The organism is Acetobacter fabarum, assembly GCF_011516925.1.
Classification (GTDB): domain Bacteria; phylum Pseudomonadota; class Alphaproteobacteria; order Acetobacterales; family Acetobacteraceae; genus Acetobacter; species Acetobacter fabarum.
Genome location: NZ_WOTG01000005.1, coordinates 70,103 through 95,025, shown reverse-complemented (window position 1 = coordinate 95,025; position 24,923 = coordinate 70,103). Strand labels below are relative to the sequence as shown.

General features: G+C 57.3%; 25 protein-coding genes, 4 tRNA genes and 1 pseudogene. 8 read left to right on the top strand and 22 right to left on the bottom strand.

The window, feature by feature from the left end; genetic code table 11:
* The first annotated feature begins 55 nt into the window (after positions 1–55).
* From GOB83_RS08325 to GOB83_RS08315, 3 genes are all read left to right on the top strand, one after another.
* Complete coding sequence (locus GOB83_RS08325) at positions 56–715, top strand: TetR family transcriptional regulator (protein WP_165925745.1); 660 nt, start codon at positions 56–58, stop codon at positions 713–715.
* Between the two features lie 69 nt (positions 716–784).
* Positions 785–859: transfer RNA gene (locus tag GOB83_RS08320), tRNA-Gln, on the top strand.
* A 243-nt stretch (positions 860–1,102) separates the two neighbouring features.
* On the top strand, positions 1,103–2,344 hold the full coding sequence (locus GOB83_RS08315) for an MFS transporter (RefSeq protein ID WP_086646537.1): 1,242 nt from the start codon (positions 1,103–1,105) through the stop codon (positions 2,342–2,344).
* Positions 2,345–2,431: 87 nt separating this feature from the next.
* Here GOB83_RS08315 and GOB83_RS08310 read toward each other — a convergent pair whose 3' ends face one another.
* The gene (locus GOB83_RS08310) at positions 2,432–2,701 is read right to left on the bottom strand and encodes an HU family DNA-binding protein (protein ID WP_025826862.1); all 270 of its coding nucleotides are present in this window, start codon (positions 2,699–2,701) and stop codon (positions 2,432–2,434) included.
* Between the two features lie 752 nt (positions 2,702–3,453).
* Between GOB83_RS08310 and GOB83_RS08305 the strand changes: the two genes are divergently transcribed.
* Positions 3,454–3,906 carry an Ivy family c-type lysozyme inhibitor gene (locus GOB83_RS08305; protein WP_165925744.1) on the top strand — a complete coding sequence of 151 codons (453 nt, stop codon included), beginning with the start codon at positions 3,454–3,456 and terminating at the stop codon, positions 3,904–3,906.
* Positions 3,907–3,914: 8 nt separating this feature from the next.
* Complete coding sequence (locus GOB83_RS08300; RefSeq protein ID WP_165925743.1) at positions 3,915–4,391, top strand: DUF4186 domain-containing protein; 477 nt, start codon at positions 3,915–3,917, stop codon at positions 4,389–4,391.
* Here the strand turns inward: GOB83_RS08300 and ubiM are convergent.
* The 9 genes and pseudogenes from ubiM to GOB83_RS08255 all read right to left on the bottom strand — a co-directional run bounded on the left by ubiM (position 4,373) and on the right by GOB83_RS08255 (position 12,673).
* Positions 4,373–5,566 (bottom strand): 5-demethoxyubiquinol-8 5-hydroxylase UbiM, encoded by a 1,194-nt coding sequence (gene ubiM, locus GOB83_RS08295; protein WP_165925742.1) that lies wholly within the window; start codon positions 5,564–5,566, stop codon positions 4,373–4,375. The two genes, GOB83_RS08300 and ubiM, sit on opposite strands and share 19 nt — an antisense overlap.
* Positions 5,567–5,569: 3 nt before the next feature.
* Positions 5,570–6,151, bottom strand: a complete 582-nt coding sequence (locus GOB83_RS08290) for a nitroreductase family protein (protein ID WP_165925741.1) — start codon at positions 6,149–6,151, stop codon at positions 5,570–5,572.
* A 40-nt stretch (positions 6,152–6,191) separates the two neighbouring features.
* On the bottom strand, positions 6,192–6,566 hold the full coding sequence (locus GOB83_RS08285) for a histidine triad nucleotide-binding protein (protein WP_086646532.1): 375 nt from the start codon (positions 6,564–6,566) through the stop codon (positions 6,192–6,194).
* Positions 6,567–6,572: 6 nt separating this feature from the next.
* Entirely contained in the window at positions 6,573–7,055 is a 483-nt protein-coding gene (locus GOB83_RS08280) for a phosphoribosyl-ATP diphosphatase (RefSeq protein WP_165925740.1), read from the bottom strand.
* Positions 7,052–7,840 (bottom strand): imidazole glycerol phosphate synthase subunit HisF, encoded by a 789-nt coding sequence (gene hisF, locus GOB83_RS08275; protein WP_086646530.1) that lies wholly within the window; start codon positions 7,838–7,840, stop codon positions 7,052–7,054. The genes GOB83_RS08280 and hisF overlap by 4 nt, the downstream gene beginning before the upstream one ends.
* Positions 7,834–9,173: pseudogene (gene hisA, locus GOB83_RS15275) on the bottom strand (1-(5-phosphoribosyl)-5-[(5-phosphoribosylamino)methylideneamino]imidazole-4-carboxamide isomerase). Before hisA ends, hisF begins: the two are co-directional and overlap by 7 nt.
* Positions 9,173–9,829: an imidazole glycerol phosphate synthase subunit HisH gene (gene hisH, locus GOB83_RS08265; protein WP_095349525.1), complete on the bottom strand. Its 657-nt coding sequence runs from the start codon at positions 9,827–9,829 to the stop codon at positions 9,173–9,175. Before hisH ends, hisA begins: the two are co-directional and overlap by 1 nt.
* Before the next feature lie 137 nt (positions 9,830–9,966).
* A complete protein-coding gene (gene hisB, locus GOB83_RS08260) occupies positions 9,967–10,563 on the bottom strand; it encodes an imidazoleglycerol-phosphate dehydratase HisB (RefSeq protein WP_086646529.1) in 597 nt (198 codons plus the stop codon).
* Positions 10,564–10,621: 58 nt separating this feature from the next.
* Positions 10,622–12,673: an NAD(+) synthase gene (locus GOB83_RS08255; RefSeq protein ID WP_165925739.1), complete on the bottom strand. Its 2,052-nt coding sequence runs from the start codon at positions 12,671–12,673 to the stop codon at positions 10,622–10,624.
* A gap of 181 nt (positions 12,674–12,854) precedes the next feature.
* On the opposite strand from GOB83_RS08255, the gene GOB83_RS08250 reads away from it, so the two are divergent.
* Positions 12,855–12,929: transfer RNA gene (locus GOB83_RS08250), tRNA-Gly, on the top strand.
* A gap of 691 nt (positions 12,930–13,620) precedes the next feature.
* Here the strand turns inward: GOB83_RS08250 and GOB83_RS08245 are convergent.
* The 6 genes from GOB83_RS08245 to mnmE all read right to left on the bottom strand — a co-directional run bounded on the left by GOB83_RS08245 (position 13,621) and on the right by mnmE (position 19,257).
* Positions 13,621–13,696, bottom strand: a tRNA-Lys gene (locus GOB83_RS08245).
* A 67-nt stretch (positions 13,697–13,763) separates the two neighbouring features.
* The gene (locus GOB83_RS08240; RefSeq protein WP_165925738.1) at positions 13,764–14,675 is read right to left on the bottom strand and encodes a ParB/RepB/Spo0J family partition protein; all 912 of its coding nucleotides are present in this window, start codon (positions 14,673–14,675) and stop codon (positions 13,764–13,766) included.
* Positions 14,672–15,463 (bottom strand): ParA family protein, encoded by a 792-nt coding sequence (locus GOB83_RS08235; protein ID WP_086646516.1) that lies wholly within the window; start codon positions 15,461–15,463, stop codon positions 14,672–14,674. Before GOB83_RS08235 ends, GOB83_RS08240 begins: the two co-directional genes overlap by 4 nt.
* Complete coding sequence (gene rsmG / locus GOB83_RS08230) at positions 15,450–16,046, bottom strand: 16S rRNA (guanine(527)-N(7))-methyltransferase RsmG (protein ID WP_165925737.1); 597 nt, start codon at positions 16,044–16,046, stop codon at positions 15,450–15,452. Before rsmG ends, GOB83_RS08235 begins: the two co-directional genes overlap by 14 nt.
* On the bottom strand, positions 16,036–17,916 hold the full coding sequence (mnmG, locus tag GOB83_RS08225) for a tRNA uridine-5-carboxymethylaminomethyl(34) synthesis enzyme MnmG (protein WP_165925736.1): 1,881 nt from the start codon (positions 17,914–17,916) through the stop codon (positions 16,036–16,038). The genes rsmG and mnmG overlap by 11 nt, the downstream gene beginning before the upstream one ends.
* 21 nt (positions 17,917–17,937) lie before the next feature.
* Entirely contained in the window at positions 17,938–19,257 is a 1,320-nt protein-coding gene (gene mnmE, locus GOB83_RS08220) for a tRNA uridine-5-carboxymethylaminomethyl(34) synthesis GTPase MnmE (RefSeq protein WP_165925735.1), read from the bottom strand.
* A 180-nt stretch (positions 19,258–19,437) separates the two neighbouring features.
* Here mnmE and GOB83_RS08215 point away from each other — a divergent pair, with 180 nt between their 5' ends.
* Complete coding sequence (locus GOB83_RS08215; protein WP_086646512.1) at positions 19,438–19,902, top strand: methylated-DNA--[protein]-cysteine S-methyltransferase; 465 nt, start codon at positions 19,438–19,440, stop codon at positions 19,900–19,902.
* Between the two features lie 314 nt (positions 19,903–20,216).
* Here GOB83_RS08215 and GOB83_RS14765 read toward each other — a convergent pair whose 3' ends face one another.
* Positions 20,217–20,540 carry a hypothetical protein gene (locus GOB83_RS14765; RefSeq protein WP_206752412.1) on the bottom strand — a complete coding sequence of 108 codons (324 nt, stop codon included), beginning with the start codon at positions 20,538–20,540 and terminating at the stop codon, positions 20,217–20,219.
* Positions 20,541–20,863: 323 nt separating this feature from the next.
* On the opposite strand from GOB83_RS14765, the gene GOB83_RS08205 reads away from it, so the two are divergent.
* Entirely contained in the window at positions 20,864–21,313 is a 450-nt protein-coding gene (locus GOB83_RS08205; RefSeq protein WP_086646510.1) for a hypothetical protein, read from the top strand.
* Positions 21,314–21,530: 217 nt separating this feature from the next.
* Here GOB83_RS08205 and GOB83_RS08200 read toward each other — a convergent pair.
* The 5 genes from GOB83_RS08200 to hemE form a co-directional block, all read right to left on the bottom strand.
* Positions 21,531–21,607, bottom strand: a tRNA-Pro gene (locus GOB83_RS08200).
* Positions 21,608–21,676: 69 nt separating this feature from the next.
* Positions 21,677–22,261, bottom strand: a complete 585-nt coding sequence (locus GOB83_RS08195) for an LOG family protein (protein ID WP_165925733.1) — start codon at positions 22,259–22,261, stop codon at positions 21,677–21,679.
* Between the two features lie 247 nt (positions 22,262–22,508).
* A complete protein-coding gene (gene hemJ, locus GOB83_RS08190; protein WP_086646508.1) occupies positions 22,509–22,961 on the bottom strand; it encodes a protoporphyrinogen oxidase HemJ in 453 nt (150 codons plus the stop codon).
* Positions 22,961–23,653 (bottom strand): HAD family hydrolase, encoded by a 693-nt coding sequence (locus tag GOB83_RS08185; RefSeq protein WP_165925732.1) that lies wholly within the window; start codon positions 23,651–23,653, stop codon positions 22,961–22,963. The genes hemJ and GOB83_RS08185 overlap by 1 nt, the downstream gene beginning before the upstream one ends.
* Complete coding sequence (gene hemE, locus GOB83_RS08180; RefSeq protein WP_095349494.1) at positions 23,653–24,732, bottom strand: uroporphyrinogen decarboxylase; 1,080 nt, start codon at positions 24,730–24,732, stop codon at positions 23,653–23,655. The genes GOB83_RS08185 and hemE overlap by 1 nt, the downstream gene beginning before the upstream one ends.
* Positions 24,733–24,923 lie beyond the last annotated feature (191 nt).

The following is a 24,923-nucleotide window of genomic DNA, read 5'->3' as shown; positions in this document are numbered from 1 at the left end:
CTTTGCCAGCACCACTCCGCCAAGCCATTTACCGCTCATGCGACAGGTCTTTGATATGGATAATGACGACTTTGACACAGCCCTTGTCTCGGCTGCCCTAACACTGGCTCAGGACCGGGGCTGGAGTTCCGTAACCGTGCTGGCTGCGGCGCGTGAGGCAGGGCTGCCCCTGCCTGAAGCTCGGCGGCGCTTCCCTCTCAAGGCCAGTATCCTGCTCCGTCTTGGCCGCCTGGCCGATGATGTGGCTCTGGCGGACGACATGCTCTGTGGCGCTGTGCGCGAGCGGCTGTTTGACCTGCTTATGCGCAGGCTGGATGTGTTCCAGCAGTACCGCGGTGGATTACAGTCCGTTTTGCGCACCCTGCCCATGGACCCGGCCCTGACCCTGCTGCTCGGGGGCGCTACGGTGGAGAGCATGCGCTGGATGGCCGATGCCGCAGGCGTAAACGCCAATGGCGTGCTTGGCTTTGTACGCGTGAACATGCTGGTGGCCGTATGGACCCACACCCTGCGCGTCTGGGAAAAAGACGAAAGCCCCGACATGGGCAGCACCATGGCAGCTCTGGATCAGGCACTGGACAAGGCCGGGCGCTTTGGCCTGTTCCCCACCGGCGCAGATGCAGATACCCAGCCGGACGGACTGGCTGACCTGGACGATGTGGCTGACATGGATGCAGGCTTTACGCAGGGCACAATATCCGCCCCGCGGGACTAATTTTGCGACAACCGGCCTTTACGACCGAACCCTGTTTAGCTTAAAAGAGGCGCAGGCAGTTCAGGCCATTGGGGCGTAGCCAAGCGGTAAGGCAGCGGATTTTGATTCCGCCATGCGGAGGTTCGAATCCTCCCGCCCCAGCCAGAGCCTGTTTTCCCCCTCCGATAAATCACAGAGTTGCGGCTTCTCCCGGTCTTGTGGGAGGGTGTGGTGACCTTACTGTTCCACCATCATGGTCTCCACATCAGGTGGTGGCCATAACACAGCAGTTTTTGCCAATACGGTGTTTTGATTAGCCCTGCGGGTGTTCGTGCGCATTCATGGCCGAACAGAGTGCTTTTTAAGCCCGCCACTTTTTCTGTTCCCGGATACAACACAGCTTTTGCCATGCCTGATGCCCCTGCTCCCCCATCCCCCCTTTTGCGCCACCCCGGTCTGGTTGCTGTTATTGGCGCACGGGCCTTGTCCGCTTTTGCCGGGCAGGTGCAGGCCGTAGCTGTTGGCTGGCAGGTTTACGCGCTCACCCATAGTGCAGCGGCCTTGGGGTTTGTGGGGCTGGCACAGTTCCTGCCCATGGTGGCGTTTATCTTCCCGGCCGGGCATGCCGCAGACCAGCACAACCGCCAGCGTATTGTGGTCACCTGCCAGACCATAGAACTTCTGGCTGCGGCGTTCATGGCCTATGCCTCTTTTACGCACCAGTTGAACGCCACCATGATTTACGGGCTGGTTGCCATATTTGGCACCTGCAAGGCGTTTGAAATGCCGGCCCAGCAGACCTTCCTGCCCTCCATTGTGCCGCCAGCACTCTTCCCCCGTGCCACAGCGCTCTCTTCCTCCCTGTTTCAGGTCGCGAGCATTGCCGGGCCGTCTCTGGGGGGGCTTTTGTACGGTCTGGGTGCGGGGGTGTGCTATTCGCTCTGCGCGATCAGCTTTGCCATAGCGGCGCTGGCGACCTGGTCCATGGTCATAACAAGTCCGGCCCGGCCACGGCAGCGGGCTACTCTGGCCGCGGTTTTTGGCGGCATTGCCTTTTTGCGGCGCAAACCCACCATGCTGGGTGCGATCTCGCTTGATCTGTTTGCCGTGCTCCTGGGGGGGGCCACGGCCATGCTGCCCATTTTTGCCACGGATATTCTACATGCCGGGCCGTGGGGGCTTGGATTGCTACGGGCAGCCCCTGCCATTGGTGCCTTGCTTGTTGCTGCGGTGCTGGCCCGCCACCCGCTGGGCAGGCATGCCGGGCGGTGGATGTTTGCCTCCGTAGCCGTTTTTGGCGTGGCGACCATTCTGTTCGGTTTTTCCCACTCCATAGCCGTATCCGTGCTTATGCTGGCCATTCTGGGCGGGGCGGATGTGGTGAGCGTTATGGTCCGTGGCGCACTGGTCCAGCTTGGCACACCGGACGAAATGCGCGGCCGCGTATCGGCCGTGAACATGCTTTTTATCGGGTCATCCAACCAGTTGGGTGAATTTGAAAGCGGGATGCTGGCGGCTGTTATGGGCCCGGTTGCCGCCGTTGTGCTGGGAGGTGTTGGCACACTGGTTGTAACAGGCATATGGATGGGCCTGTTCCCCGGCCTGCGCAAGCTGGACAGGCTGGAAGATATTACAACCGATACAGTATAAACCCCGAACAATAAAAAAAAGCCGCACCAAATGACCGGTGCGGCTCCTTGCATGACCGGCCCCTAAAGGCCGGTATGGCTTTGGTGTTCAGACAGCTTTTTTAAGATTGGGGCTGGCTTTAAACCGTACCGTTTTACCAGCCTTAACCTTGACCGGCTCGCCCGTGCGGGGGTTAAGCGCCTTGCGGGCCTTGGTTTTACGGACTGTAAACGTGCCAAAGGACGGCAGGGTAAACCCACCCTCACGCTTGAGTTCGACAACAATAGCATCAATAAGGTCATTCGCAGCCTGATTGGCGGCAACCCCTGTGCAGTTGATCGAATCCTGAATCACTGCTGCAATAAAGGCCTTGCTCATAGAGTTACTGGCTCCCTTTCAGACAGAATTTTGTACATGACAATTATTGAACGGATATGCCTAAAAGGCTTTAACGGCTTGTAGTCACATTTCTTAAAAATTACCAACATAAAAAATATATCTTTTTTCGATTCCTCCCGATGGGAACAGCAGAAACAGAATCTGTGTCTTTACAGACACACACCTCCCACCTGCTCACAGGCACGATGTGCTGGCTATGCAGACCGCAAAACCCGCACTATTCCCTCCAACTGTTACAAAACTCCCTTATGCTATTACATAATTCCTAACCATAAATAGCATGACAATTTGCAGAACATATTCAATGACTCAGATCATTTCTTGTGCGGATAAAAGCAACACCTCTGACCTGATACAACGACCAGAGAGCCACAGCATTTGCATATGACGACTTATTTTTGAAAATACCTTTTTTGAATAATGGATTTTTTAAACTACCCACGCATAGGTTCCGTGGCATGGCCGGTTATGCAAGCATATGATTACGTCTTTTTTTTCGGCCACACACCAGACTTCCCGTTCTTTCTGGGGATCCCAGATTTTGTAAATTATGGAGTCCGTCACAGTTAATTTAATATTAACGGGAGCAATTCAGTCTGGTTTTATTACACACTGCCTGTGCGTTTATTGCCCTTGTTTGATCATAATACAGGTATAATCTGCTCCGTAAGCCAAATACAGAACGGATATGGTTCTGTTATTGTGGCAAACAGAGTTCATGAGGTGCAACCATGCGTTTTTCCCTCCTTTTACTGTCGGCTCTTGGTCTGGCAACACCGGCTCTGGCGACAGAACTCCCTGTCACTGCGGAATTTGCCGCACAGCCTGCATTCGCACCCGCATACCATGCCATGAGCACCCTGCCCCCGTGGGTTGCGGAGCTAAAGGCGACCTCGGTCCCGGTTGAAAAAACAAGCATTGATGGCAAGCCCTACCTGCTGGGGCACCTGTGCAAACCCCATGACTGTGCAGCCTACCAGATGGAGGTGGTATTTACTCCAGATGGCCATAAGGCATGGGGGTTCCTGTCCGTTGTCACCAATGGTGCCTTGTACCAGATGCCACTGGGTGAACCATCTGCCCCCATTCTGGCAGCACTCAGGGCCGCCTATGCGACCAACAACCCCGAACATCCCGGCTGCAATAGCCCTGCCGCTGGAAAAACAGACCAGCCAACCCCATAAAGCAGGGTATGACTTTTTTTCAGGATGACCTTTTCCCGCGCCGGACTGTGGCACCACAAGCTGTGGTGCCACCAGAGTTGTGGGAAAAACTGGCGCGCTCCACGTTCAGGCAGCGTTTTCATCTCAATGCGCAGGATATGGCGTATCTGCGGGAAAAAGGTTTGCCGCTGGTGCTCGAGCATGGGCAGGACTTCATCGCCCGTCGCCTGGCACCCGCTGCACCGCTCAAAGATGGACGGCAGACACCGTGGAAGGGGCACCCGGTTTTTGTAGCCCAGCATGCCACGGGAACATGCTGCCGCTCATGTCTGGCCAAATGGCATGCGCTGCCATCCGGCCGCCAGCTGAATGAAGCGGAACAGGACTATATTCTCAGCGTGCTGGCCCACTGGCTGGCTGGGGAGCTGGCGCGGCCAGACACACCACAACCAGCCCGCAAAACCCGTAAACCTGTCCGCCCTCCGGCTCAGGGAGTAGAGGGCTGACGGTCCATTAACAGGGATGTCACCGCTTTTTTGAAAGGGGAGAACCTGTCTGCCATACGCAGGCACCCTTCACGGATCTGGCGGAAGGGTGGGCCGTCATGGGTGTAGAGCGAGGCAATCCCGTTTGTGCCCGCAAATAGTAGCGCCGTTGCCTTGCGGTGCTGGCACTCAAATGCGCGCAGGGCCGCGGGGTTGCCTGCATCCCCATTATTCGCAACGGCTGCCAGCACCTGCCGGGCCAGTATGTCCTGCCCCTTCAGGCCCAGATTAAACCCGTGTGCCGTAATCGGGTGCATGCCAACCGCAGCATCGCCCACCAGTGCCAGCCTACGGGCCGTAAACCTGTGCGCGTAAACGCCTTTGAGCGGGTACACGTGCCGGGTGCTGACAAGCCGCATGGCCCCAAGCCTGTTGCCCACACGGCGCATGATTTCGGCATTAAATGCCTCACGCGGCATATGGGCTAGTGCCTCAATCTCCTGCGGGGGCAGGGTCAGCACAAGGGAGGAGGCCATGCCGTTAACGGGCAGCAGGGCGATTGTCTGCCCCTCATCAAACCACTGGAGCGCAACATTATGGTGGGGGGATTCGTGCGCCATGCGGCAGACCATCATGGACTTGCCAAAATCATGCACAATTGCGCCAATGCCCGCGCGCTGCCGGGTGGGGGAAAAACGCCCGTCCGCCCCGACAACCAGCTTTGCATTCACCTGCCCGCCCGTATGGTGGACCGCCGCGTAATCCTGCCCCTGCCGGATGGTCTGCACCGCCGTGCCGGGCTGGAGGGTAATGTTGGGCATATGCTGTGCCGCAGCAAACAGGCCGCGACGGATCTGGTTGTTGGAAACCAGCCAGCCCAGCGCATCCACCCCTTCGCCCCGCGTGTCAAACGTGAGCGGGTGCCGGAAACTGCCAGTTTCAATCCGTGCTTCCTTGAGCGGGCAAACAACCGCCTGCGGAATGTGGGCCCACGCGCCGGTCTGTTCAAGCAGACGGACAGAGTGGTGGGTCAGGGCAATTTCACGCCCGTCAAAGCCGGGTTCGGACCATGTATCAAGCGGAGCGCGCTCCAGAACGGTTACCGAAAGACCACCACGCGCCATAAGAAGAGCCGTGGCCAGCCCGACCGGACCACCACCAATAACGGCAACGTCTGTCTGCTGTATGTCGGACATGGGTTAGTCCTTGTCTGCGCCAAAGGTTACGGGCTGGCCGTGCCAGCGCGCAGTAAACAGGGCGGGGTCGGCCCGCTTGGGTGTAGGCTGTGCGCCGTCCGGCGTACCCACAAACAAAAAGCCCGCCAGCCGGCTTAACCCCAGCTCGGCCGCCAGAACGGCGTCCTCCACCAGTGCACCGGAAACCCATACGCCACCAAAGCCCGTTGCATACAGGGCGTTAAGAATGTTCATGGCCCCGGCGGCCACGCACATTTCCTGCTCCCAGAGCGGAATTTTATGCTCGGGCTGCAGGTGCATGCCCAGGGCCATAATCATGGGCATGGTGGCAAAACGGGTGCGACGTTTTTCAATTTTGGCAGCGGGGGCTTCTGGCTCCACGCGCGCCATGCTGGCCACAATGCGCTCGGCCAGAGCGGGGCGGTCCTGCCCCTCGATCACAACATAACGCCATGGCTGAAGGCGACCATGGTCAGGTGCGCGCATGGCCGTGCCCAGAATAACCATCAACTGCTCGGGCGAAGGAGCCGGGTCCTGCAGCCGGTCGGTAGAGGCGCGGGAGAGAAGCATGTCCATAGGCGTCATGGTCTGGTGCCTTTGTTGCAAAAGGGGGCGTTAAGCCGTGTTATTGTGGGAACGCCGGAAGCGGGCCACCCCCCATGAGGTGCAGATGAAAATGCGGGACTTCCTGCCCCGAATTGGTGCCTGCGTTGGTAATCAGCCGGTAGCCGTTTTCTTCCAGCCCCAGAGTGTGGGCAATCTGCCCGGCTGCGCGCATGACCCCGGCAATTTCTTCCGCCGGAGCGGTCTTGCTGAAATCCATGAAGGAGACATACGGCTTTTTGGGAATAATCAGCACATGCACGGGGGCTTTGGGGGCAATGTCCTCAAAGGCCAGCACCCAGTCGTTTTCAAAAACAGGTTTGCAGGGGATTTCACCACGCAGGATCTTCGCAAAAATGTTCTGCTGGTCGTAAGGGCCTTTGCCGGTCACAGCCATGGTCGGTCAGTCCTGTTTTGTTGCGTCTGATGCGGTTGCGCCGGATGGGTGCAGGGATACTTTGGGGCGTGAGGCTTTTTCGGCAATGCCGCTTGTGCCTTCACGCCGGGCCAGTTCGGCCCAGACCTCATCTGGCGTAATGCCTGCATTCACCCACATGACAATCAGGTGGTACAGCACATCGGCACTTTCCCCCACCAGCAGACTGGTGCGGCCTGCCACGGCTTCGATCAGGCATTCCACCGCTTCCTCACCAAACTTCTGCGCGATCTTGTAGGTACCGCGTGAGAGCAGGCGGGCCGAATGGCTTACTGCGGGGTCCGCGTTCTTGCGGCTTTGCACAACGTCATACAGCCGGTTGAGCACGGAAGCATCTGCCCCATCGGACAGAGGGGGAAGTTCCTGAGTTTCTGCCACCTTGGTTTTTTTAGCCTTGACGGTTTTTGTCTCGGCTTTGGCAGTGGCTTTTGACGGAGCTTTTTTGATCATGACGTCTGACTGACCTGAAAAGGAGCGGGGGAAGGGCGAACCGGCAGTCCGGCCTGGGTCAAAGCCTGTTTGACCTGAGAGACGGTAAACTGCCCAAAATGGAAAACACTGGCGGCCAGCAACCCTGTTGCCCCGGCCCGGGCACCTTCCACAAAATGGTCGAGCGTGCCAACACCACCAGAGGCCACAATAGGCAGGCGCACAGCCTGTGTTGCCGCGCGCAGCAGGTCCAGATCAAACCCGCTGCCCGTGCCATCACGGTCCATGGATGTCAGCAGGATTTCACCCGCGCCGCGCTCGGCAGCCTGTTTGCACCAGTCTATGGCGTTAATGCCCGTTGGGGTGCGGCCACCATGGGTAAAAACCTCCCACGTGCCCGGTGCGGTCTGGCGGGCATCCACCGCAACCACAACACACTGGCTGCCAAACTTGCGCGCGGCCTCGCTAATCAGTTCGGGGCGGGTCACGGCGGCGGAGTTCATGGCGCATTTGTCGGCCCCGGCCAGCAGCAGGCGGCGCATGTCATCCGTGGTGCGCACCCCCCCGCCCACGGTCAGGGGCAGGAAGATTTTTTCTGCAGTACGGCTCACCACGTCCAGAATGGTATCCCGGTTTTCGTGGCTGGCGGTAATGTCCAGAAAAGTCAGTTCATCGGCCCCGGCGGCATCGTACACCGCGGCCTGCTCGACCGGGTCGCCTGCATCACGCAGGGCAACAAAGTTGACGCCCTTGACCACCCGGCCATTTTTTACGTCCAGACAGGGAATAACGCGTAGCTTCAGCATCCGCTCAGCACTCGCAGGGCTTGTGAAGGTGATACGCGGCCATCATACAGCGCGCGGCCAACAATAACACCTTCTATGCCCGGTGTGGTGTTGGCCGCCACGCGCAGGGCTGCAAGGTGGTCAAGGCTGCCCACCCCCCCGCTGGCAATAACGGGAATGGATACGGTGTTGGCCAGCGCTACGGTCTGCTCAATATCCAGCCCTTCGAGCATGCCGTCCCGGCTGATTTCGGTAAAGATGATTGCGCCAACCCCTGCATCCTGCATCCGCAGGGCAAGGTCGGTTGCCTGCATGTCCGACACTTCTGCCCAGCCCTCGGTCGCCACCAGACCGGAGCGCGCGTCAATCCCGGCCACAATACGGCCGGGGAAGGCACGGCAGGCCTCGCGCACCAGAGCGGGGTTCTTGACCGCGACCGAACCCAGAATAACGCGGGTAATCCCCGCCTCCAGCCATGCGGCAATGGCGGCCATATCCCGCAGGCCACCGCCAAGCTGGACCGGCACATGGGCGGCATCCAGAATGGAGCGTACAGCCTGTGTGTTGGCCGATGCCCCGGCAAATGCGCCGTTCAGGTCCACCACATGCAGCCATTCAAACCCTGCATCCTGCCATGCGGTGGCCTGTGCGCTGGGGTTGTCGGAATAAACGGTTGCGTCGTCCATTTCCCCACGGCGCAGGCGCACACACGCGCCATCCTTCAGGTCAATGGCGGGGTAGAGGGTCAGCGGGCGGGAGGGCGTGGATGTGGTCATGGCGTGTGGCTGGCTTCTTGTTCGTTACGGGTCTTGGTGGACTGTAAAGGCAGGGTATCATCGAGGCATTTGGTAAGGAACAGCCCCGATACAAGCTCATCCCCCACCCGGGCATAAAACGGGTGTTTGCCCCATATGTGGAACCCGGTCTTTTCAAATAGAGCAATGGCTGCGGTCTGTGTCTGCAACACATCCACATTCAGCACCCGGAAGCCCATGTTGCGTGCGGCGTTTTCCACCTCCTGCAACAAGGCGGCCCCCAGCCCCTGCCTGCGCGCGTACGGTGCAACAAACAGGTGGGCAAGGGTAATGCACATGGCCTGTAATTCGTTATTGCGGGGGGCGCGAATAAGCTGGGCCCCGCCAACAATAACCCCATCCAGCCGGATGGCGAACAGCATGCGCTCGGGCACCAGCAGCAGACCGCGGAAATAACGTTCAAGCACCTGCCGGCCCTGTGGCTGCAACCAGCCAAACCCGCCGCCATCCAGAATGGCGGCATCCACGGACTCGCACAAAGCCTGAAGGTCATCTTCCTCCAGCGACAGAATGCGCTGGACGCGGGTTACGCGGGACATCAGAACGTCGCTTCCGGTTGCCATGCTAAAAAGTTCGCAAGAATCTTCAGCCCCACAGTCTGGCTTTTTTCCACGTGAAACTGTGTGCCTGCCACGTTATTGCGGCAGACAATGGCTGGCACGCTGCCGCCGTAATCCGCACTGGCCAGCAGCACGTCATCCGTGGTGTTGCGCAGGGCGTAGGAGTGGACAAAATAGCCGTGCGGGGCTGGGCCCAGCCCTTGGGTCAGCGGGTGGGACTGGTGGAGTTCCAGCTCATTCCAGCCCATTTGCGGCAGGCGCAGACCGGGGGCTTCCATGGGGGCGATTTCCCCCGCGATCCAGCCAAAACCTTCGGTTACACCATGCTCAAGCCCGCGTTCGGCCATAAGCTGCATGCCAACGCAGATTCCCAAAAACGGCGTGCCTTTTGCTACAGCCTGCAAAATGGCGTCCTTTAAACCCGCAATGGCCTCCAGCCCCTGTGCGCAGTCCGCAAATGCGCCCTGACCGGGCAGGATAATACGGTCCGCGCGCCGGACCTCGCCCGGTTCGTTGGTAATGATCACCGAGGCGTTAAGGCCGGAAAGCTCGGCAGCACGCTGGGCAGCCCGGGCGGCAGAGGCCAGATTGCCCCCTTCGTAATCGACAACAGCAATGGAGAGAGGCTGGGCCATAAAACCCTCCTGGTTCTGATCGTGCGGAAAACCGTGCCACTCCCCCGCACCGGGGCAAAAAACACGGCTGGTTGTCTGTTGGGGCGGGACCATGCTCTGGCCAGAACATGGCGGAATCACACCCGCCGCCGGTTGGTTTACAGGACGCCTTTGGTCGACGGAATGGCCCCAAGAGCGCGCGGGTCCGGCTCTACTGCCATACGGAGTGCGCGGGCAAGAGCCTTGAACGCTGCCTCGGCAATATGGTGGCAGTTTTTACCGGCCCGCTGGTTCAGGTGCAGGGTGAGCATGGCGGACATGGCAAACGCCCGAAAAAACTCTTCCACCAGTTCCGTATCCAGCTCGCCAATGCGGTCCCGGTCAAAGGTGGCCTCAAACGTCAGGAACGGACGGCCAGAAAGATCGACCACTGCCTCGCACAACGCTTCGTCCAGCGGAACAAGGGCCGAGCCAAACCGGCGCACGCCGCGCTTGTCGCCCAGTGCCTGCCGCATGGCCTGCCCCAGAGCAATGCCCGTATCCTCCACCGTATGGTGGCCATCTATATGCAGGTCACCCTTGACCGTTATATCCAGATCAAACAGGCCATGCTTGGCCAGGGCGGTCAGCATGTGGTCAAAAAAGCCGATACCGGTTTCAACCCGAGCCTTGCCAGTCCCGTCCAGAGTCAGGGCAATGGCAATATCGGTTTCGCTGGTAACGCGGTGAACTGTGGCGTGGCGCGATGTTGTCATGGTCCCAGCTTATAGCCCAAGACCGGGCACAATGCCATTCCGCCGACTGGGCGGTATTTCAGGCTTCGGGCACATGCTCTTCCAGCTCCTTCAACCACAGGGTTGCGTTGCCATCGGATGGGGCGCGCCAGTCCCCACGGGGGGAGAGGCTCCCCCCCGCCATGACCTTGGGACCATTGGGCATGGCCGAGCGCTTGAACTGGCTGGTGGTAAAAAATCGGAACATAAAGACCTTCAGCCATTTGCGAATAACCGGCAGGCCGTAGCTTTTGTGGTCATGCGGCATAAAGCCCGGCGGCCAGGCGCCTTGCCCGGCATCACGCCAGACCTGTTCGGCCATAAAGGCAATGCGCGCGGGACCAAAACCGTGGCGCAGCACGTAATAGAGCGTGAAGTCATGCAGGGCATATGGCCCGATTGTGTCTTCCGTGCTCTGGCTTGCACCCGCCGTTGCGGGGATCAGCTCGGGGGAAATCTCGGTTGCCAGCACGGTGCGCAGCACGGCGCAGACATCCGCCGGGAAATGCCCCGAGGCAATGCACCAGCGGATAAGGTGCTGGATAAGGGTTTTGGGCAAGCCTGCATTCACGTTGTAATGCGCCATCTGGTCCCCCACGCCGTAGGTACACCACCCCAGCGCCAGCTCCGACAGATCACCCGTGCCAATAACAATACCGTTGTGCTGGTTGGCCAGACGGAACAGAAAATCCGTGCGCAGCCCGGCCTGCACATTTTCAAACGTAATGTCATGCACAGGCTCCCCTCTGGCAAAGGGGTGGTCCATGGTCTGGAGCATAAGGGTTGCGGCAGGCCGGATGTCCAGCGTTGCCTGCGTAATGCCCAGATGCTCCATCAAGGCATGCGCGCTGGCCAGTGTCTGCTCCGTGGTGCCAAAGCCGGGCATGGTGTAGCCCCGTATGGCCGTGCGGGGCCAACCCAGTTCGTCCGCCGTGCGTACCGCCACCAGCAGGGCGTGGGTGGAATCCAACCCGCCAGATACACCAATAACCATACCCGCAGCCCGGCAGCTTTTAAGCCGCTGCTTGAGAGCCGAAACCTGAATGGTAAAAGCTTCAAAACAATCCTGCTCCAGCCGCGCGGGGTCCGCTGGCACAAAGGGAAAGCGCGAGAGCGGGCGCAGCAGACCCAGGTCAGAGACCGGAGGAGCCAGCGTAAACCCTATGGAACGCCAGAGTGCTTGGGGCGGGCCAGCCATGGCAGCGCAGTCGGCAAAGGAGCCAACCTGTGCGCGCTCATGGCGGAGCAATGTAAGGTCAATATCCGCCACAACGGCCTGTGCGCCTGTGGGAAAACGCTCACTTTCGGCCAGCAGCACACCATTTTCAAAAATGGCGGTCTGGCCATCCCATGCCAGATCCGTGGTGGATTCGCCCTCGCCCGCCGCGGCATACAGGTAGGCCGCCACACACCGCGCAGACTGGGAGAGGCAGAGCAAACTGCGGGTACGGGCCTTGCCCACGGTAATATCGCTTGCAGACAGGTTGGCCAGCACGGTGGCCCCGGCCATGGCCTGCGCTGTGGAGGGTGGATTGGGGACCCACATATCCTCACAGATTTCCACACCAAGGCAAAAACCCGGCACATCCTGGGCGGTAAACAGCAGGTCCACACCAAAGGGAACATCCTGCCCACCAAGGCGCATACTCTGCCCCCGCACGGCAGCCCCCGGAGCAAAGTGCCGTTTTTCGTAGAACTCGCGGTAATTGGGCAGGTAACTTTTGGGCACCACACCAAGAATACGGCCCCGGTGCAGCACCACAGCGCAATTATACAGGCTGTTCCTGTGGGCCAGAGGAGCCCCAACCACCAGCACGGGCAGCAGATCCACCGTTGCCTGCGCCAGCTCCACCAGTGCGTTTTCCACCCCACGCTGGAGCGTGCTGTGCTGGAGCAGGTCCTCGATGGAATAGCCGCTCAGCCCGAGTTCTGGGAAAACGCACAAGCCAGCCCCCTGCTGGGCGCAAGTGCGGGCCGTGGCCAGAATCTGGTCCCTGTTGGCGTAAGGGTCTGCAAGGGTGACGGGCGCCGTGCAGGCCGCCACGCGCACAAATCCCTGATGGTACAGAGATCGGAATAAGGACGTGGTCACGGCTTTCCTTCCTTGCTGCGAGGAGCACTGTCCTGTCTAGCAGGCAGGCAAACCGACCGCCAAGGGCTGGCAAAGCGCTGCTCCATGACAGATGCGTGCAGTTGCATGAAAAAAAAGCGCCTTTTTTGCATTTTCCCTCTTGCACAATTGAGCGCTCCCCCATAAAAGGAGGCCATCCAATGCGGGCGTAGCTCAGGGGTAGAGCACAACCTTGCCAAGGTTGGGGTCGTGGGTTCGAATCCCATCGCCCGCTCCAGATTTTCCTGAAAAATTCTGGAGCTTGGATGAATACCAAAAATGTTCATCCTACCGCATTGTTTACCTCCCTTATGATATTCATAAATACTGCGATCATCCACCGTGTTGAGTGTGGCTGATAGCATTGCCTTTATCTACGATGAGCACTTCTTGTGCAGTCATTCGGCCAATCCCCCTAGATTGCCTGAAGTAGCCACACTTGCGGGCGCATAGTGTCTTCCCCAGACACGTTATGGCTGTGCATGGGCCGCCCTAAAAGAACGGCGCTTACCGTAGTCCAGCCAGTTTGCCCTTTCATTTTGCACGGCTTTTTTCTGCTTAGTTCGCCTTACTAAAAAACATGGCCATACGGAGGGCGCGTGACCTCAGACAGGCAGGAGTTCTTCCTTGATAAGAACCCGCCTCCATGCTTCCGCACAATGCAGCAAACACATAACCAAGGCTGAGCCTGGTGGCACATCATATGCTCAACGCACGGATGGCTATTTGGGGCATAGAACCACAAAAACAGACAGATTTTTGGAAAAACGAGGGGGAAGCTCCAGCCTTGGCTGAGAACACGCCGACAACAGAACTAAGCTTGCGCCGAGTCAGCTTGAAAAAACAGTTTCAAATGATTCCGAAGAGACACCGGCAGGCTGGACTACTTTTCCAGCCTGACATCTGAACCACCAAAATTTAGGAAAATTTGGTGGGTGCACAAGGACTCGAACCTTGGACCCGCTGATTAAGAGTCAGCTGCTCTACCAACTGAGCTATGCACCCTTACAGCCCATTGGGCTGAAGTGGGGGTCTTTTACCACCCCTTTTTGATAAGCACAAGCCTGAAAATTCAGGATTTTAACAAAGCCAGCACAGTATCCAGCTGATCGAGGCTTTTATAATGGATTTCCAGAGAGCCCCCTTTGCGTCCATCAAAGTTAACGGCCACTTTGAGCCCCAACCGGCTGGCAAGATCACGCTCAAGGGCTGCAATTTCCGGGTTCTGGATCTTTTTTTCCTTCACCACCGGCTTACCGGCCTGCTGCTCCAATGCCTTCTGCACCAATGCTTCAGTCTGGCGAACTGACAACCCACGGGCAATCACTTCGGCCGCAGCAGCCACAGGGTTGGGGTGCGCCAGCAATGCCCGGGCATGACCGGCAGACAGCGTGCCTTTTTTAAGCTCCGCCCGAACGGCATCAGGCAGCTTGAGCAGGCGCAACGTGTTGGCAACATGGGGGCGGGACTTGCCAATGGCTCTGGCAAGGTCTTCCTGCGTCAGGCTGTAATCGTCCATCAGGCGGTTAAAGCCTTCGGCTTCTTCCACCGGATTCAGGTCCGTACGCTGGAGGTTTTCCACCAGTGCCGCGGCCATGGCATCGGCTTCGCTCAGGTCACGCACATGCACGGGCACTTCGTGGCACTGGGCCAACTGAGCGGCCCGCCACCGGCGCTCACCGGCAATAATCTGGTACTGGCCTTTTTTGCCCGGGTCCGGGCGTACCAGAATAGGCTGCAAAATACCCCGCTCGCGAATGGAGTCTGCCAGTTCCTCAAGGGCGGCCGGTTCCATAATCTGCCGAGGCTGGAATGGCCCGGCAACAAGGGCTTCAACCGGAAGAACGCTCACAGCACCACCCTTGTATTCAGATTCATTCCCTTTTGAACTCATGCCTGCCCCGGCGGCATCCCCCAGTAATGCGGCAAGTCCCCGGCCCAGTTTTGGGCGGGCAGCAGCTTTGCTCCGTGGTGGCGCGCTCATGCCGTTCTCCTCATGATTTCGGCGGCAAGCGCCTGATAGGCCGTGGCTCCGGTTGCGCGGGGGTCGTAGGTCATGACAGGCAGACCGTGGCTCTGCGCTTCGGAAATGCGGATATTCCTCGGGATAAGGGTTTCAAGCACATCATCGCCAAAAAAGCTGCGTGCGTCTGCTGCGACCAGTTCGGACAGATTATTCCGTTTGTCATACATGGTCAGCACAATACCTGCGACCTTAAGGCCGGGGTTCAGGTTTTTGGTCACATGCCCAATGGTTTTGACCAGATGCCCCAAGCCTTCGAGCGCAAAAAATTCGCACTGCAAGGGGGCCAGCACGCCGTGGGCTGCAACCAGAGCATTCAGGGTCAGCAGACCAAGGCTTGGGGGGCAGTCTATGATAATATAGTCCACCTGCTGGGCCAGTGGCTCCAGTGCCTCGCGCAGCCTGTATTCGCGGCCTTGCGTTTCAACCAGTTCGATTTCTGCCCCGACCAGTTCCGTGTTGGCTGCGATAACTGACAGGTTATCAATCTCGGTTGGCTGCAAAAGATCCTGCGCAGATTTTTCGTGCATGAGTAGGGCATAAGCGCCACCTTTTCTGGCATCATAGCTGACACCAACACCGGTAGAGGCATTGCCCTGCGGGTCCAGATCCAGAAGCACAACGCGAGCGCCATCGGCTGCCAAAGCTGCAGCCAGATTGATGGCGGTGGTTGTTTTGCCCACGCCACCTTTCTGGTTTGCTACTGCAAGAATGCAGCAGTCTTTTCGATTTTTTTTAGCCTTCTGCACGATTAAAATTACTCACTTCCAGAATAACACCATCGGGGCTTGTTTTGCTGGGCCATGACCGGACATCAAACCGCCAGGTCCTGGCTGCCTCCTCAATTTCCTGCTCGGCCTGCCGTCCCTTCAGAAACAGGCCAACGCCACCGGGCTCCAGTAATGGACGCGCCCATGTTAACAATTTGTCCAGCGGGGCCAGCGCACGCGCCGTAACCACTGGTGCGGGAGCAACCTCAGCACTGTCCAGCCGGCAGGGCAGGACAGTAAGGGGGGCACCCGTTATTCTGGCGGCTTCACGCAAAAACGCGGATTTACGCTGATCGGATTCGATCAGCACCCCCGGAATATTGGCCGCTATACCCAGCACAATACCGGGAAAACCACCACCTGACCCCATATCCACAAATCGCTCGCGCCCTTTTACCAAAGGTACAAGCTGGAGACTATCCAGAATATGCCGCTCCCACAGGTTATCCATATCCTTGGGGGAGACAAGGTTGATCCGTTCATTCCACTTTTTGAGCACAGCCATATAGGCGTGCAGACGTTCTTCTGTTTCACGTGAAACAGTCTCGTACTCAGCCAACATGCACCTGCTCCTGCCCTTTGCGCAAATAGGCCAGAATTGCCATAAGCGCAGACGGTGTCATTCCGGGAATACGCTGTGCAGCACTAAAACTTTCCGGCTTTGCCTGCTCCAGCCTTTCCTTCATTTCCGTGCTCAGCCCACCAATGCTGGCAAAATCCAGCTTCGGCGGAAAACGGATTTCCGTTTCAGCTTCCAGTTGCTTGATTTCCCTGTTCTGGCGGGTCAGGTACCCACTATAGCGCGCCTGCGTGGTCACATACTGGCGCACCCGTTCCGGCACCTGCAAAAACCATGGAGCAATCTGCTCTACAATCGATGGATCGGCCCCATAGCCCAGAACCTCCAGCAAGCTCCTGCGTCGGCCATCCTGCGCAACCTTCATGCCCACACTGGCAAGCTGCTGTGGCTGCCAGCCTTCGGCTTCGGCCTGCGCCGTTACGGCATTGATCTGCCCCAGTTCGTGCGCAAAAGCGGCCTGCCGCTGGGCACCAACACACCCCCACTCCACGCCTAGCTGAGTCAGGCGGATGTCGGCATTATCTGCCCGCAGGGTCAGCCTGTATTCGGCCCGGGATGTGAACATACGGTAGGGTTCGCTCACCCCCTGCGTTGTCAGGTCATCCACCATAACGCCAATATAGGCCTTGCCACGGTCCAGGCTCACGCCTGCCTGCCCACCGGCACAACGGGCGGCATTAACCCCGGCCAGCAGGCCCTGTGCCCCGGCCTCCTCATACCCGGTTGTTCCGTTAATCTGCCCTGCCAGAAACAGGCCGGGGCATTGGCGTAGCTCAAGCGATGTTGTGAGCTCACGCGGGTCAACATAATCATACTCCACTGCGTATCCGTACTGCGCGATCACCGCATGTTCCAGACCGGGAATGGAGTGAATCATGGCATCCTGCACATGGGCAGGCAGGCTGGTGGAAATACCGTTGGGGTAAACCAGATTGCCCCCTTCATGCTCGGGCAGAGCTTCGGGTTCGAGAAAAATCTGGTGGCTTGTCTTATCCGCAAACCGCACGACTTTATCTTCAATAGATGGGCAGTATCTTGGCCCACGGCCCGAAATGCCTCCCCCATAGACGGCAGACAGATGCAGATGTTCACGAATGATCTCGTGCGTTTTCTGTGTGGTCGCGGTAATGCCGCACACCATTTGCGGGTTGGTAATAGCCTGCGTCATGCGGCTGAAAGGTTCGGGAATAACGTCCCCTTTGTCTTCAGCCAGAGCGGACCAGTCTATGCTGCTGCGTTCAAGCCTTGCCGGTGTGCCAGTTTTCAGGCGCCCCATGCGCAGGTTCATGCCCCGCAGGCGCTGTGCAAGAGCTTTTGCCGGCTGCTCCCCTATCCGCCCTGCTGGCTGGGACTGATGCCCGATATGGATAACCCCATCCAGAAACGTACCGGTTGTAAGCACAACCGCACCGGCCTGCCATTGCCTGCCATCTTCGCACACAACACCACAGACGCGTCCATCGTTCTGGCACAGCAGGTCTGCTACAGCGCCTTCCACAATATCCAACCCCGGCGTCTGGGCGAGCAGGTCCTGTATGGCCTGACGGTACAGCATACGGTCCGCCTGCGCACGCGGCCCCTGCACGGCTGGCCCCTTGGAGCGATTAAGCAGTTTGAAATGAATACCAGCCCGGTCTGCCGCGCGGCCCATAAGCCCATCCAGTGCGTCAATTTCCCGCACCAGATGGCCCTTGCCTATGCCCCCGATTGCCGGGTTGCAGGACATGGCACCAACTGTGTGTTTGTTATGCGTTAGCAGGAGCGTTCTGGCTCCACACCGGGCGGCTGCGGCGGCTGCCTCGCACCCGGCGTGACCACCGCCAACCACAATCACATCGTAAGACCCCATCATCACCACGCCTGCACCATGCCCTTATTTGCCAATACAGAACTGCCCAAAAATGGCATCCAGCAGTTCCTCAACCCCTACATGTCCTGTTAACCGCCCCAGAGCCCGCATGGCCAGCCTGAGTTCCTCACCCCGCACTTCGGGCCATTCCTGCCGGAGTGCTTCTTCCAGACTGGCACAGGCATCCTGCACGCCTGCGCTATGGCGGGCCCGGGTTAACAACGGCATCCCTGTGGACGATGCGGTTAGCGCCAGTACCTTCTGTTCCAGAATCTGGCGTAGCGCATCCAGCCCCTCGCCTGTTTTCAGGCTGACAGGAATAACACCAACGCCCTCTACCTCTGCCGGAAGGTCGGCCAAGTCAAGCTTGTTCCCAACCACAAGCGCACCGGGGAATACACTTTGTGGCACGTCGGGGGCTGCAAACATCTGCACAACACAGTCGGCCTGTTTCACGTGAAACAAAGCACGACGCACACCTTCGGCCTCTATTTCATCCTCGGTTTCACGCAGGCCAGCAGTATCAACAAACGTGACCTTGATCCCCGCCAGACTACCCACAATTTCCAGCGCGTCCCGCGTGGTCCCTGCAATGGGGGAAACAATGGCGGCATCCCGTTCTGCCAGCCAGTTTAACAAACTGGACTTACCTGCATTGGGTGGGCCTGTAATGGCAAAAACCACCCCACGCCGAATACGCTCCCCACGCTGCCCATCAGCAATGTGTTGCTGCATCTGCTCGATAAGCTGCCGGATTCCTGATCGGATTTCCTCCTCCACTTCGGGGGGGATATCTTCGTCAGGGAAGTCTATCAGGGCTTCCTGAAAAGCCAGAAGCTTTTTCAGCCGTTCTGACCATCCCTCATAAACACGGCTCAGCGCACCATCGGCCTGCGCCAGTGCCTGCCTGCGCTGGCTTTCGGTTTCCGCGGCCACCAGATCGGCTATGCCCTCGGCCTCTACCAGATCCATCCGGCCATTGGTAAAAGCCCTGCGCGTAAATTCACCCGGCTCCGCAGGACGTGCCCCTGCATCCACCAGAGCATGGGCCACAGCCTGAATTATGGCAGGCCCCGCATGCAGGTGCAGTTCAAACCCATCCTCTCCCGTATAGCTTTTGGGACCGGGAAACCACAGGACAAGGGCTTCGTCCAACAGGGTGTCCTGCACATCCGCCTGCCGCCATATGCGGCGTAAAACCGCCTTGCGTGGTGGAGGCAACACACCACAGAGCTTTACCAGAAGATCCGCACTCCCTTTGCCGCTCACACGCATAACGGCAATAGCCGCGCGCTCTACACCTGTAGACACAGCAAAAATAGTGTCTTCCCCCTGATATCCCACCGTACTGTGTTCCTTACTGTTTTGTTCAAGACAACACCGTGTTTTTAGTGCAGTTTTGTCCGCAAACGTAGATTTAAAAAATGATAAAAAGCGGCCTATATGGAACGTGCTGGCAGCAGCACCACACCGTGCCTGCTTTTGCCCCGCCCACTCTGTTGTTATTCAGAAAGTGCCAGACCCATGCCTCAGCTTTCCCTCCACTCTCCCCTGGGACCACTTACCCTGTCTGAAGAAGATGGAAAAATCATTTCCCTGGATTGGGGCTGGGGACGGGACCAGACCGAAACACCACTCCTCTGCCAGGCACGGGACTGGCTCGACCAGTGGTTTGATGACCCGTCGGCCCTAGGCGCCTTCCCCTTTCCTCTCGAACCCTATGGCACACCATACCAGAAAAAAATCTGGGCCGTTTTGCAGACCATACCCACAGGGACGACCACAACCTATGGCGAACTGGCACAAAAGGCTGGCGGCAGCCCCCAGTCTGTAGGGCAGGCTGTTGGGCGCAACCCTATTCCCATTCTTATCCCGTGCCACCGCGTGCTGGCACGCAATGGGCTTGGTGGATATTCGGGCGATGGTGGCGTGGATGACAAGGTCTGGCTACTTGAACTTGAAGGGGTAGAACTCCCTCAACGGGCCTGAACAGCCCCACAGGTTGCCAATGCTCCCGCGTAGCAACCTGTGGCTCTGGCCTTAGCGCTTATCGCAGTTTTGCGTTAAGTTGTTGTAAAAATAACCACTTTTACAATTGAACATCACAGTTCCATCGCTCCCTTCCACATTCTGGCTGGGCGGGGGCATGCTTTGTGTCGCCGGATATTGCCCATAATCCGGGCTGGCATAATAGGATGGCGGCGCGTAGTAGCTCTGCCCCGTTGCCTGCTGTGGTGGCGTTCCCTCTGGCACGGGTTGTGGAGGAACCTGCTCTGGCGGTGCATATGATCCGCTATATGTTTCTACATCAGCCGTGCGACCATAAGCATATGGCATGGACCATCCCCAGCCCCAACCCGCCCAGTAAGGACTCCAGTAGGGGTTGCCCCAATATGGGTTCCAACCACCATAACCACCATAAGAATAGGGGTATCCCCACCCCCAGCCGCCACCGTAATAGCCACCCCAGCCACCGCCCCAGCCGGGGCCTCTGTCCCATCCACCAGGACCACGCCAACCGCCGCCCCAGCCGCCATGGCCACCCCCATGCCAGCCACCACCCGGTCCACCGAAATGACCACCACCGGGGCCACCGCCAAAGTGCCCCCCATGCTGCGCATAGGCATGACCGAAAGAAAGATGAACCCCCGCCAGCAGCAAAGCCAGAAGACCTATTTTTACCGTATGTGTCTGCTTCATTCCTACGCCCCCACTCTTGTCTGCTGATCAGGAGACAAAAAAATCATGTTCTAATAATGGGCATGATCTGGAAGGCTTTCCAGCACAGGATTCCATCTTTTTCAGTATGCCAGAAGAGCCTCTCCTGCACGATTTACCTTGCATATATTGAATACCTGATATACGTTTTAAACAACGGAGGAAGCGCGGTGTCTTTATACACCGTTCCGCTTTTGCCCCCTAACAAACCCAAATTAGGAGGCCGGACAACATGGCATGGAAAAAAGCAACATTCGTCTCGCTCTGGCTCGCAGCCCTGAGCCTTGCTATCTGCTCCACGTTTATTTTTATGACATGCGGACTTAAATTTTCTGTCTTCCATGCTGGTTTGGCCGTGCACTGGCAGGATTTTACAGATAATTCCGCCCTGTCGCGGTTCTTGTGGCAATCCCTGCCGGAGTCCGAGCAATGGTCTGACTATGCGCTCTCACTCCCCGGTCTGGTCGCCAGTGCGGCTTTTGTGTCCAGCATTGTGCTCGGTTCTTTTGCCGCATTGCAGTTTGAGGAGCTGAACAAAGGTATTCAGGCTGACCGACAGGCCGATATGCGCCGGTGGGAAAACCTTCTGGTCGGGCAGATGCAGGATGCACATCATCCCTCCCTGTTTGCAGCCAATACCCTTGTGGACAGCCATTACACAGCAGTCGCCAAACGGGCCTGAACCGAACTTCTGCCACATAAAAACCCCTCACGCTTCTGAGTGGCGTGAGGGGTTTTTTGTTGAATACAACAATAATTTTTATAAATGATGGGACAATGGAATACGCTGTCTGAATATTATATGCGTTGGATTTTGCAGGTGTTGCATACTTTTGGCATGCAAAAACAGAGTGCCTAAAAGCACCCTGCAAGGAAAACTGATTTTTCCAGAAAAGCCATGGTCGGAGTGAGAGGATTCGAACCTCCGGCCCCTGCGTCCCGAACACAGTGCTCTACCAGGCTGAGCTACACTCCGTTATGGCTGAATGCGCTATACATCTCTCTTGCTTTATAAGCAAGAGAGGAAATGCATGAGCCCTCTGGTTTACAGGGCAGACATAGGCAGATCATGCACCTGATCAGATACAACAGAACACGCCAGAGCGGCCGATATATCCGGCACGACCTGAATCAGCGCGCGCGCTTCTGCCGAGGCAAACCCCTGGCTAACTGCTGTATCCAGCATGGCGACCATGGCATCGCCCCAGCCGTCCACATTAACCAGCAGAATAGGCTTTTTGTGCTGGCCAAGCTGCTTCCAGGTCAGAATTTCCATTGTCTCATCAAACGTGCCAAATCCGCCCGGAAGAATCCAGAATGCATCGGCCTGCGCAAACATGATCTGTTTGCGGGCATGCATGGAGTCCGTCACAATCAGCTCGGAAACCTGATCATGCATCCGTTCACGGGTTTTCAAAAACTCGGGGATAACCCCCGTTACCGCCCCGCCGGATTTAATAACGGCATCGGCCACCACGCCCATGAGCCCGTTGGCACCACCGCCATAAATCAGTCGAATGTTTTTTTCGGCCAATGTTTTACCAGCCAGTTCCGCCGTCTGGCGATAAACAGGTTTATCCCCCATGCGGGAGCCACAAAACACCGCAACTGAACGCACAGTTAAGGACATATTACGCCTTCTCCCCGATATTGTATTTTTATAAATTTTAGCAATTCAAACATATGGGCAAAAAATAATCCATGTTTTTGCCATAGGTTTTTAAACCTTGATGTCAGGTTACAAGGATTTACATAAAACGCAAATCTGTGTCTTTTGCAGGAAAGTCAAAGCCATTACCCTGCACAAAAAGAGCAGGGTAATGGTAGTATTCTGCATGATATAATATGCGAAATACTCTTATATTATATCATATTTTTCAAAATGGCCTAACAACAACCATAATCACGATAACCATCATCAGCACGGTTGGTACTTCATTAGCCAGTCTGTAAAACTTTTCCGAATGCTGGTTATTATCCTGTGCAAACCCACGGTACCAACGACCACACAGGCCCTGAAAACCGAACATAAGCAGCACACACAGCAATTTTAAATGCCACCAACCAGCTCCCCAGTCCACCGAGCCGGGTGTTAAAACCAGCAAGACACCAAAGAGCAGACTGGAGCACATGGCCGGCACCATAATGGCCTTGATCAACCGGCGCTCCATGGTTTTAAACCGCGTGCTTTCCGCAGTCCCGGCCTTGACCTGACAGTGATACACAAACAGCCGGGGCAAATAAAACAACCCCGCCATCCATGCCATGACAGACATGATGTGAAACGCGACAAACCACCTGACCCATGGAAGAAGCACGTCAAAAACCATTATGATGCAACCTTGATCAGTTCGGAAAGAATATGCGGGAAATCAGATAATTTCTCTATTCTTTCGACCCCTTTCCAATCCGGAAGCGCTTTTTCCGGTGCACGAAGCATAACGCAGGCCATACCTGCATCAACTGCTGCCTTAGCACCGGGGTCACTATCTTCAAGCACCACGCATTCGCACGGCAGAACACCTTCTGCCTCGGCTGCTTTCAGATACACATCGGGTCTGGGCTTGGGCACGCCCATATCCCGCGCAGAATGAATACGCCCATCAAAATAAGGGGAAAGGCTGGTTTTTTCAAACTTTACATCCATTTCCTCGCAGGAGGAATTGGACGCAACACGCACGGGAACACCCAGCTTTTGCACCGCATCAAGCATGGCGTGCACACCGCTAACTGGTTCCACGCCTTCCTTCATGGCGGCAACAAAGCGCTGCTGCATTGTTGGCTCCCACTCAGCGCCAAGCGTTTTGCCTGCATTGCGCTCGATCATGGGCTGAATGGTCGCCAGGGACATGCCAGAAAATGTCTGCACAGCCAGAGCATCGGGCACGTTCCATCCGGCCTCCCGCGCCGCCTGCGCACACAGGCGGCAACAGGTTTCCTCGCTATCAACCAGCACACCATCACAGTCAAAAATGACCAGTTTAAGCGGCCCGCGAAAAACCTGAGAGAGAGCCAGAGTCATCAGGGCGTTTCCCGCACGGTTTGAACAAGATCAGCAACATGCTCCACAGGCGTTTGCGGCAGAACACCGTGACCGAGGTTAAACACATGGGCACGCCCCCGCCCGGCTTCACGCACCTGCAGGGCTTCACGCCGCATGGCTTCCCCCCCGGCCAGCACGGCAACCGGGTCCAGATTACCCTGTAGGCCCAAAGTGTCTGGCACCATATTGCGCACGGTTGCCATATCGGCCCCGGTATCGAGTGCGAGAACATCCACACCCGTTTCACGCGCATATTCTGCGGCCATCACACCAGCAAGGCGGGGGAACCCAACAACTTTGACGTGCGGGTAACGGGCCTTGATGGTCTGCACGATCTGCCGGCTAGGCTGGATAACGTGACGGCGAAATTCCGAAGGAGGCAAAAGCCCGGCCCATGAATCAAACAGCATAACGGCTTCTGCCCCGGCTTCAATCTGGGCGCAAAGATAGGTTGCTGTTGTTTCGGTCAGCAGGGCCATAAGCCGGTCAAAAAGTGCAGGTTCAGAAAAAGCCATGTTCCGCGTTACAGAAAACTCGCGCGAGCCACGGCCTTCAACCATATAACAGGCCACGGTAAATGGAGCGCCCGTAAAGCCGAGCAACGTGGTTGCACCAGGTTTGGCAACCCCAATGCTTTCTGGTCCATCCACGGCTTTGCGCAGGCGGGACAGGGTTTCCAGCACAGGGGCGGTTGCCTCTGCAATGCGGGCGGGGTCCAGTGCGTTAAGGTCCTGTTCGGAGCGGATAGCGCCAAGAACCGGGCCTGTGCCTTCCACAAATTCAAGGGACTGACCCATAGCCCATGGCAGGATCAGAATATCCGAGAACAGGATGGCCCCATCCATGCCAAAGCGGCGGATAGGCTGCAAGGTCAGCTCCGTTGCAATATCAGGGGTCATGCAACGGGTTAGAAAATCCGCCTGTGCCCGCATGGCGCGGAATTCAGGCAGAAACCTGCCAGCCTGGCGCATCAACCACATCGGAGGGGGCCACAGTGCCTCCCCGTTCAGAGTTCTGAGCAGACGTTTGGCGGCGGGAATGTGTGTTTGCGTTGTCATGAGCAGAAGTCCTGCACGTCTTTGTCCGCGCTGTCCACGCCCCTCTTCCTATAAAAAAAGAAAGAAAAAGATTTGATGAGATATGAGGGTACTGTTGATAACGGGGTACCCGGCATTCCAAAAATGTACCCCATCTTTCCCACACTGTGTACAGATTGAAGACCCTTGCAAAATAAAGGCTTTTTGGAGTT